The 640-nt window shown below is 51.6% G+C and carries 2 tRNA genes and 1 rRNA gene; all 3 read right to left on the bottom strand.

The window, feature by feature from the left end:
• Positions 1-157: 157 nt before the first annotated feature.
• Positions 158-231: transfer RNA gene (locus H8B06_RS20500), tRNA-Ala, on the bottom strand.
• Positions 232-310: 79 nt separating this feature from the next.
• Positions 311-387 (bottom strand) — tRNA-Ile (locus H8B06_RS20495).
• 132 nt (positions 388-519) lie between these two features.
• A 16S ribosomal RNA gene (locus H8B06_RS20490) occupies positions 520-640 on the bottom strand; the annotation flags it as partial.

Raw genomic sequence — 640 nt, 5'->3', positions numbered from 1 at the left:
TTCTTCCGTCTGCTGCCCCTTTTGCTAAGCAGCAGACTGCCTCCGTCCGTTCACGGAAAATTATCCCCGAACGGACTTCATCTGTCCTCTCTTATGTATTCTTTTCTTTCCCAATATGTCAAAGAACGCTATACCCTCCCCTAACGGGAGGGAAACGTGGAGAATAACGGATTCGAACCGTTGACCCCCTGCGTGCAAGGCAGGTGCTCTAGCCAGCTGAGCTAATTCCCCTTTTTAATGGTAGACCCTGTCCGGCTGACCGTCAATGCACATACATTGACAACCAGACATCAAAAACCCGCCATTAGCCTGGTAGTCCCGAGCAGATTTGAACTGCTGACCCCTACATTATCAGTGTAGTGCTCTAACCAACTGAGCTACGGGACTGGATCGTCCCGTAATCCAGGGTAAGGCAATGCCTACCGGTACGGGAGCTCAATACCAATGGTATAATCCACGGTGTCTCCTGATAGATAAAGATCATGAATGTGCGCAGCAGGACCGGACCGGACGCTCCAGAAAGGAGGTATTCCAGCCGCACCTTCCGGTACGGCTACCTTGTTACGACTTAGCCCCAATTACCAGTATTGCCCTGACACGCTCCTTGCGGTTACATGCTTTAGGCACCCCCGGCTTTCAT

It is taken from the genome of Sphingobacterium micropteri (assembly GCF_014692515.1).
In the GTDB taxonomy this organism is placed as follows: Bacteria; Bacteroidota; Bacteroidia; order Sphingobacteriales; family Sphingobacteriaceae; genus Sphingobacterium; species Sphingobacterium micropteri.
The sequence above is the reverse complement of the archived record's forward strand: the minus strand, read 5'-3'. Positions and strand labels throughout refer to the sequence as shown.